Source organism: Gordonia sp. ALPHA1B1, assembly GCF_005502615.1.
In the GTDB taxonomy this organism is placed as follows: Bacteria; Actinomycetota; Actinomycetes; order Mycobacteriales; family Mycobacteriaceae; genus Gordonia; species Gordonia hongkongensis.
Genome location: NZ_SCOC01000048.1, coordinates 20,294 through 28,627, shown reverse-complemented (window position 1 = coordinate 28,627; position 8,334 = coordinate 20,294). Strand labels below are relative to the sequence as shown.

Here is an 8,334-nt window from a genome sequence, read left to right as displayed (position 1 = left end):
GCGTCGGAGCGGGCGGGGGCGGACTGGTTTCCGGCCAGCACGGCGGTGACCTCGTACACCGGCGGCACCGGGTCGGGCCGACTGCCGTCGGAGAGTTCGGTCCCCGCGGTGCGGCCGAGCGTCCGGGTCGACCCGTCGAACCCGATGCGCACGACGCGGTAGGTCACCGACTCCGTCGCGGACGGATCCCAGGAGACGGTGATCGCACCACTCTCGGCGACGAACCGGACGTTGCGCGGCGGCTCCACGGTCAGCACCGTTGCCGCCGAGTTGAGGCCCTCGTGATCGGTGATCCGAAGTCGCATCTCGGCAGCGGCGGTGAGGCTCGCCGGGTTGCTCGCGGATGCCGACCGCGCGATCTCGCCCGCCTGGGCGACGATGTCTCGCGACGCCTCGAGGCGGGCCTGGAGCGACCCGCCCGAGTCGGGAAGACGGTCGATGTCCCGGGCTCGCCGGAACACGTCCTCCAGCAGTTCGAGCGCCGCGACGTGGCGCATCTCGTCCGCGAGGTCCCGGGCCCGGCGGGAGTCCGCCACCGCCTGCGCGATGACCCGTTCGACCTCGTCGGCGACCGCCGCGATCTGCCGGAGCGCCGCGGCATCGTCGCCGGCTCCGGCACGCGCATCGGCGATGGCCGCACGCGCCCGGACGGGCAGGCCGTCGCGCAAGGCGGCGCGGGCGGCGCGGAGATCGTTCTCCCACAACCGCTTCGGCGGCGTGGGTGGCTCGGCCGACGGCGGGGGGCCGGCCGGTGGGCTCACGGCTGCTCCGAATTCGGCGGCGAGTCCGGCGATCACGGTGCGCGCATCGCGTGTGCCGAGTCCGCGGGTGCGGGCCTCGTCGAGCAGGAACTCATGGTCCTGCGCACCCAGTTCGTCCTCGACCAGGACCGCGGCTCGGACCCGTGGTCGGAGATGGTCGGTCACGGCGTCGACGACCGATTGCCGATACTCCTGCGCCAGCACGGGATCGGAGAGCAGGACGTCGTGTACGTGGACCAGCAGCTCGTCGAGGACCGCGCGGAAGCGGCCGGCGGCGAGCTCACGGGCTCGTTCGTTGAGCGCGACGGCCCGCGACTCGATGACGCCGCGGTCGGCGGCGGCGTCGGTGTCGAGGTGTAGCAGGGTCAGGAGCGTCGGGGTGGGATCGCCGTCGCGGAGTCGGTCGAACTCGGCGAGCAGGTCGGCGATCTGACCGCGTTGCTGCGCCGACAAGGACACCCGCGGCGGCGCGGGTTCGGCCGACGCGGGCGGGGCGTCGTCGACGATGCGGTGACGCCGCAGTCGGGTGGCGATCTCGGCCGGATCGAGGCCGCCCATGGCGCCGATCTCGTCCAGCCCGGCGCGCTTGGATCTCGGGATTCCGCCGTAGCGCTCGTTGAGCCGCGCGATCGCGTTGTCGAGGAGTTCGAATCGCTGCTGATCGCGCAGTTCGCGTCGGGTGCTCACCGCACGGGCCTCGGCGATCCGACCGGTCTTGTGCCGCAACGGCGCCGACCGCTCGTCGTGTTCGGCAACCAACCGGGCCACCAGGATTCGGTACTTCGGGTGGTCGCGTTGCTTCTGCCAGAAGGCCCACACCTCGTCGAGTCGGGCGGCCACCGCGGCGTCGTCGAGCCGCTCGGCCTCCTCGATCGGGAGGTCATACAGTTCGAACGAATCCGATTCGCTCGGGCCTCCGCGTTTCTCGACCGCGGCGAGCACACGTTTGCGATAGTCGTTGCCGACAAACGGTTCCATCAGGTCTCTCCCCTCCGGCGGACGCCGTCAGTGGTCGCGGCGCCGGGAGCGGTGGACCTGGTCGAGTTCCCGCTCGACCTCCGATTTCGACAGCGAGGCACCGGTTTTGGCCGACAACGTGAGCGGGATCTGCGCATCGACGTGGAACGCGGTGACGTGCAGGACGCCGTCGAAGGCCATCTCGAAGGTCACCGACACCTCGCTGCCCTCGTCGTATCCGGGCGGGATGTCGGTGATCGCGCCTTCGATGAGGACCTTGGCGTCCTCCGGTCTCGGGGAAGTCGCCTGCCCCTGCTGTTCCAGCACGACCAGCTCGATGCGGGACTGGTCGCGTCGCATGGTCCCGAACGACCGTCGCACCCGGATCGGGAGCGTCGAATTCCGCTGGACCAGCCAGCTGGCCTCGAGTTCGCCGTTGTGGCCGTTGACCGCCAGGACCCCGAAACCGCGGGAGACCACCGTGTCCACGACGACCTCGAGCATGCGGCGGACACTGCTGACGGGCAGCGCGAACGCGTGGGCGACCCGGGTGCAGGACTCGTCGAGGTCGGCCGGTGCGACGCCGTCGAGACCGCGGTCCTCGCGCAGGCGTCCGCGGGTGGTGAGGTCGGCGCGGACGAGTCGTTCGATCTCCAGCTTCTCGCCGTAGATCGCTGCCCCGCGGGCGACGGCGAGGTCGGGGTCGTTCAGTTCCGGTGTCGTGCCCAGTGCGGCGGCGAGTTCCCGCGCGACCATCGGCATCCGCGACGAACCGCCGACGAGCAGGACACGGTCGACGGCTGACACGCCTCGGCGTTCGGCGGCGGCCAGGCATGACCGGGTGAGTTCGATGGTCCGGGCCAACAGCGGACGGGTGAGTTCCTCGAGTTCGGCCCGGGTGAGCGTGATGACCGACCGGGCGCCGTCGTGGGCGACGATGACCGATGTCGAATCCGACTCGGTCAGTTCGTGTTTGGCGCGCTCCGCGGCGAGGATGAGCGACTGCGAGCCGGCCGAGTCGTCGAGCGGGTCCTCGGCGTCGGGGTGTTCGGCGCAGAACGTGCGCGAGAGGTGCAGCGCCAACCGCTCGTCCCAGTCGGCACCGCCGAGCTGGTGATCGCCGTCGACGGCGAGCACGGTGATCCGGCGGTCGGCGAGTTCGATGACCGTCGCATCGAAGGTCCCGCCGCCGAGGTCGTAGACCAGGACCGTCTCGTCGGGTGTGCCCTTGGCCAGCGGGTCGGTCAGGCGGCTGAAGCCGTAGGACAGAGCGGCGGCGATCGGCTCGGACAGGACCCCCGCGACCTCGAGGCCGGCGTAGGTGCCGGCCTGGATCGTCGCGCGCCGCTCCTCGTCGCCGAAGTAGGCGGGCACTGTGATCACGGCCCGCTCGACCTGCTCGCCGGCGAACGTGGCGTCGGAGATCAGCGACTTGATGATGAGCGCCGAGATCGCCGGCGCCGACCACGTCTGGCCGTGCGCGACGAAACGCCACTGGGCATCGCCCATCCGCCGCTTCACCAGGCTGCAGACGTTCTCCGGGTCGAGCCTGGCCTGTCGGCGGGCCCCTTCGCCGACGACGTGATCCGTCGGCGACGTCAGCAACACCGTCGACGGGGTGGTCGGTGCGCCGGTCAGTCCGACGATCACCTCCGGGCGGCCGTCGGCGTCGATCTTCGCCATCGCCGAGTTGGTGGTTCCGAGGTCGATCCCGATTACGCCCACGATCGGGGATGCTAGCAGCGCAGACGGTCTCGCCGGTGCCGGACGATTGGCCGACGGAGTTGATTACGCTGGCGGAATGACGTCTCCGGAGGGCTCTGCGCCCGAGCGAACCGACGGGCTCGCGCAGTTGGGCGAGCAGGTGTCCGACCTCGCCCTCGTGGTCGCGCGGCAGACCAGGACGATCGAGCGGCTCGTCGACGCCGCGAAGTCCCCGGCCGCGGCGGCCGGGGTGGACACCGCGCTGCTGGTCGACCTCCTCGCGCTCCACACCGATGCGGCGACGTGCGCGGTCTTGGCGTCGGAAGCCGACCGGCCCGCGTTCGAGGTGTTGCGCGCCGGACTCGAACGCCTCATCGTCGGCCGCGGGGGAGCCGTCGTCGCACCCGCGCCCGGAGCCGACTTCGATGCCCGCACCATGGAGGCGGTCGACGTCCATCCGACCGACGACACCTCCGCGGACCGCACCGTCGCCGAGCTGCTCCGTCCCGGGCTGGTCGTCGGCGAGCGCTCGGTCCGGCCGGCGGCAGTGGTGGTCTTCCGGAGCGGTCAGTCCTCGGGAGACAGTGTCCGCCAGAGGAACTCGTAGGCCAGGGCCGATTTGAACGCGGCCTGCTTGTTGTCCGCCGCGCCGCCGTGGCCGCCCTCGATGTTCTCGTAGTACTGCACGTCGTGACCGGTTTCCTCCAGGCGGGCAACGAGTTTGCGCGCGTGACCGGGGTGGACGCGATCGTCGCGGGTCGACGTCGTGACCAGGATGGGCGGGTATGTCGCGTCCGCGTCGACGTTCTGATAGGGCGAGAACGGCTTCATGAACTCCCACTGTTCGGGGTCGTCGGGGTCGCCGTACTCGGCCATCCACGACGCCCCGGCCAGCAGGAGGTGGTAGCGCTTCATGTCGATGAGCGGGACCTGGCAGACCAGAGCGCCGAACAGCTCGGCATAGCGCGTCAGCATCACTCCCATGAGCAACCCGCCGTTGGAACCGCCCTGGGCGCCCAGCTGTGACGCAGTGGTGAGTCCGGTGTCGACGAGGGCACGCGCGACGGCGGCGAAATCCTCGTACACCTTGTGCCGTCCCGCTTTCTGCGCCTGGGTGTGCCACGACGGGCCGTATTCGCCGCCGCCCCGGATGTTGGCGATGACGTAGATCCCGCCGCGCTCGATCCAGCTCTGCCCGGCGATCGCGAGATAGCTCGGGGTGAGGGCATTCTCGAATCCGCCGTAGCCGTAGAGCAGCGTCGGTCCCTGGGACACGTCGCGCCGACGCACCACGAAGTACGGCACCTGCGTGCCGTCGTCGGACGTCGCGAAGTGCTGCTCGGCGGTCACCGCGTCGGAGTCGAAGAACGCGGGGCTGTGTTTGATGACCTCCGGAGCCCGGCCGCTCTGGCCGTGGAGCAGACTCGGCGGATCGGTGAACGACGTCGCCGACCAGAACACCTCGTCGCTCTCGTCGGGATCGGTGTCGAGGACCGAGACCGTGGCGAGGTCGGGCAGACCCGGCATGTCCACGGCCTGCCAGGTGCCGAGTTCGAGTACCTCGACCCGGGTGTGCACGTCATGCAGCTTCACGATGATGAGATGCGAACGCGTGTAGGCGTAGTCGACGAGGCTCGTGTGCGCATCGGGCGCGAAGAGCACGGCCGCGTCGCGGTCGCCCGCCCGGTAGGCCTCGTAGTCGAAGGCCAGCAGTGTGCCCGGTGCGTGCGCGGTGCCGTCGATCTCCCACTCCGATCGCGTGAGCACCAGCAGCCAGTTCATCCGGACCCCGGCGTGCGCGTCGGTGGGCACGTCGAGCAACTCGGGGCGGCCGTCGCGCAGTTCGTAGTCGAGTGAGTTGAAGAAGTCGGTGGCGCGACCGACGAAGTGGCGTTCGAATCCCGGTGTGCTGTCGTAGCTCGCCCGCACCGACACGTCCCCGGTCTCGCCCGCGAAGACCGTCACGGCATCCGACAGCGGGGTGCCGCGCGTCCAGCGCTTGACGATGCGGGGGTAGCCGGAGTCGGTCAGCGAGCTCAGCCCGTCCGGTTGCACACCGAAATCCGTTCCGACGTAGACGGTGTCACGATCGATCCACCCGACGTCGGATTTGTTCTCCGCCAGCTCGAAGCCGTCGGCGACCCAGGTGCGCGACGGGATGTCGAACTCACGGACCACGGAGGCGTCGGCGCCGCCGAGCGAGAGGGAGATCAGCGCGCGCTCGTACTCGGGGCGCAGTACGGAGGCGCCGGCCCACACCCAGTTCTCGTCCTCGGCGCGTGCGAGTTCGTCGACGTCGATGAGGACATCCCAGTCGGGGGTGTCGGTCACATAGGAGTCGTACGTCGTACGACGCCAGAGGCCACGCGGGTTGGTCGCGTCGCGCCAGAAGTTGTACAGGTACTCCCCGCGGCGACGCGCGTAGGGGATGCGGTCGTCGGTGTCCAGGGCGGCAAGCGTTGCGGCCTCCAACTCGCGGAAGCGTTCCGACGACGTCAACGCCGCCACCGTGGGCTCGTTGTGCGCGCGCACCCAGGACAGCGCGTCGTCGCCGGTGACGTCCTCCAGCCACAGGTACGGGTCGGTGTCGGACGTGGGGGCGTCGTAGCCGTGCTCGGTCATGGCGTCCAAACTACGCGGGCGGCCGTCGCGACCGTGCTCCGCGCAGGAGCGCTCACGGTGTCGGCGCCGGCAAAACGCCCACTACAGGTTGTCCGCGCGGGGTATCGTGACGCAGCGACGTCGAGGAGACCCCCATGGCCACTGCCCATTCCGTTCCCGCCCGCTGTCCCGGCCATGAACCCCCACGGACGTCGCGATGGGCCCGCCTCTCGATGGCCACCTGTTCCGTCGTCGCCGTGGTTGCGCTCGTCGCGGCTTGCGACAGCGGGTCGTCGGGCACCGGGGCGCCACCGTCTGCATCGGAGTCTCTGGAGAACCCGAATGCCGTCGCCGCCGAACCGCTGCCGGCCGATGCGGTCGACAAGGCGGTCGGGCAACTCGACGACCTGGTCAACTCGATGATGGAGTCGACCAAGATCCCGGGTGTGGCCGTGGCCGTCGTGTCAGGTGGGGAGACCAAGTACGCCAAGGGGTTCGGCGTCAAGGACATCACGACCGGTGAGGCCGTCGACCCGAACACCGTCTTCCAGCTGGCGTCGGTGTCGAAGTCGGTGGGATCGACGGTGGTCGCGGCCGCCGTCACCGACAAGACGGTGACGTGGGAGATGCCGATCGTGGAATCGCTGCCGTGGTTCGCGCTCGCCGAACCGTACGTCACGCGCACCGTGACCGTCGGCGACATGTACTCGCACCGATCCGGTCTGCCGGACCACGCGGGCGACAAACTCGAGGACATGGGGTACTCGCAGCAGGAGATCATGCAGCGCATGCGCTTCATGCCACTCGACCCGTTCCGGATCAGCTACGCCTACACCAACTTCGGGGTGACGACCGGGGGCGAGGCGGTGGCGGTGAAGGCTGGGACGGACTGGGCGACGCTGTCGCAGGACCTCATCTACGGTCCGCTGGGCATGACCAGCACCAGCTCCCGCTACGTCGACTTCGAGCGCCGGGCCGATCGCGCGGTGGGGCACATCAAGGAAGACGACAAGTGGGTCAAGACCCCGATCCCGCGCGATCCCGACGCGCAGTCACCCGCCGGCGGTGTGAGCTCGAACGTCAACGACATGGCGACCTGGCTGAAGATGGTGCTGGCGCAGGGGAAGCACAACGGCCAGGAGGTCGTGGCCCCGGACGCGCTGCTCCCGGCCCTCTCACCGCAGATCGTGTCGAGCCCGCCCCAGACGCCCGACAATCGCGCCGGATCGTACGGTTACGGTTTCAACGTCGGGGTGACCGAGGACGCTCGGACGCAGTTCAACCATGCCGGCGCGTTCGCGTCGGGCGCCGGCACGGTGTTCTCGATCCTGCCGTCGGCCGACACCGCCATCGTCGTCCTGTCCAACGCCGCGCCCCTCGGTGCGGTGGACTCGATCGCCGCCGAGTTCATGGATCTCGTGCAGTTCGGCGAGATCCGCAACGACTGGCGCGACCTCTACGCCAAGGCGTATGCGCCCCTGAGCGTGCCGAGCGGCGAACTCGTCGGAAAGGAACCGCCGTCGAATCCCGCACCGTCGCAACCACTGCCGTCGTATGTGGGTACCTACGCCAACGCGGTGTACGGACCGGCGGAGATCGTCGAACGCGACGGGAAGCTCGTCCTGGAGATGGGGCCGGGCGGCGTCCGCAAGCACGAACTCACTCACTGGGACGGCAACACGTTCACCTTCACCCTGCTCAACGAGAACGCCGAACCGGGCTCGATCTCGCAGGTCACGTTCGACGGCCCGCGTATGACGATCGAGTATTACGACGACGAGGAGAGCAACGGCGAGTTCGTCCGGCGCTGACGGTCAGCGGCCCGTCCGGCCGTCGACGCCCTCGCGGATGATGTCGAGATGGCCGGCGTGACGGGCGGTCTCCTCGATCATGTGGGTCAACGCCCACCGCATCGACGGGGAGGAGCAACGTCCGCTCGCCCTGGGCGCCGCCTCGGCGAGATCGGTGTAGGCGTCGATGACCTCGCCGGCCTCGGACACCGCGCGGCGGTACGCCGCCTGCACCGATGCCACGGTCTCGTCGTCGGGGCAGGCGAACGTCGCCTGCCAGTCGTCCGCGTCCTCGCCCAGGAAGAAGAACCGTTCGACGAATGTCAGGTGGCGGACCACCCCCAACAGGCTGGTGCCCGACGGCACCGCGGCCGCACGGGCGTCGGTTTCGGAGACGCCGTCGAGTTTGGCCACCGCGGAGGCGCGCAGATAGTCGAGGAAACCGACCAGCACCTCCTTCTCCGAACCGCCGGTCGCCGGTGGCGGGGTGTCCTTGCGACGGCGGGGAGGCATGGCCCCCA

At 69.8% G+C, this 8,334-nt stretch carries 6 protein-coding genes; 2 read left to right on the top strand and 4 right to left on the bottom strand.

From position 1 onward, the window contains the following. Positions 1-1,739: Ig-like domain repeat protein (locus FFS52_RS21405; RefSeq protein WP_137810869.1), on the bottom strand; the 1,739-nt coding region annotated here is incomplete at its 3' end. A gap of 27 nt (positions 1,740-1,766) precedes the next feature. Beyond that, positions 1,767-3,443: an Hsp70 family protein gene (locus tag FFS52_RS21400; protein ID WP_137810868.1), complete on the bottom strand. Its 1,677-nt coding sequence runs from the start codon at positions 3,441-3,443 to the stop codon at positions 1,767-1,769. Positions 3,444-3,519: 76 nt separating this feature from the next. Between FFS52_RS21400 and grpE the strand changes: the two genes are divergently transcribed. After that, the gene (gene grpE / locus FFS52_RS21395; RefSeq protein WP_137810867.1) at positions 3,520-4,029 is read left to right on the top strand and encodes a nucleotide exchange factor GrpE; all 510 of its coding nucleotides are present in this window, start codon (positions 3,520-3,522) and stop codon (positions 4,027-4,029) included. Here the strand turns inward: grpE and FFS52_RS21390 are convergent. Beyond that, positions 3,990-6,044, bottom strand: a complete 2,055-nt coding sequence (locus FFS52_RS21390) for a prolyl oligopeptidase family serine peptidase (RefSeq protein WP_137810866.1) — start codon at positions 6,042-6,044, stop codon at positions 3,990-3,992. The two genes, grpE and FFS52_RS21390, sit on opposite strands and share 40 nt — an antisense overlap. A 212-nt stretch (positions 6,045-6,256) precedes the next feature. Between FFS52_RS21390 and FFS52_RS21385 the strand changes: the two genes are divergently transcribed. Continuing rightward, positions 6,257-7,834 (top strand): serine hydrolase, encoded by a 1,578-nt coding sequence (locus FFS52_RS21385; protein ID WP_137810871.1) that lies wholly within the window; start codon positions 6,257-6,259, stop codon positions 7,832-7,834. A 3-nt stretch (positions 7,835-7,837) separates the two neighbouring features. Here FFS52_RS21385 and FFS52_RS21380 read toward each other — a convergent pair whose 3' ends face one another. Continuing rightward, positions 7,838-8,326, bottom strand: a complete 489-nt coding sequence (locus FFS52_RS21380; protein WP_137810865.1) for a DinB family protein — start codon at positions 8,324-8,326, stop codon at positions 7,838-7,840. Positions 8,327-8,334: the final 8 nt, after the last annotated feature.

Coding starts and splice junctions, on each gene's coding strand:
- FFS52_RS21380 (WP_137810865.1), bottom strand. CDS start 8,326: ATGCCTCCCCGCCGTCGCAAGGACACCCCGCCACCGGCGACCGGCGGT.
- FFS52_RS21385 (WP_137810871.1), top strand. CDS start 6,257: ATGGCCACCTGTTCCGTCGTCGCCGTGGTTGCGCTCGTCGCGGCTTGC.
- grpE (WP_137810867.1), top strand. CDS start 3,520: ATGACGTCTCCGGAGGGCTCTGCGCCCGAGCGAACCGACGGGCTCGCG.
- FFS52_RS21390 (WP_137810866.1), bottom strand. CDS start 6,044: ATGACCGAGCACGGCTACGACGCCCCCACGTCCGACACCGACCCGTAC.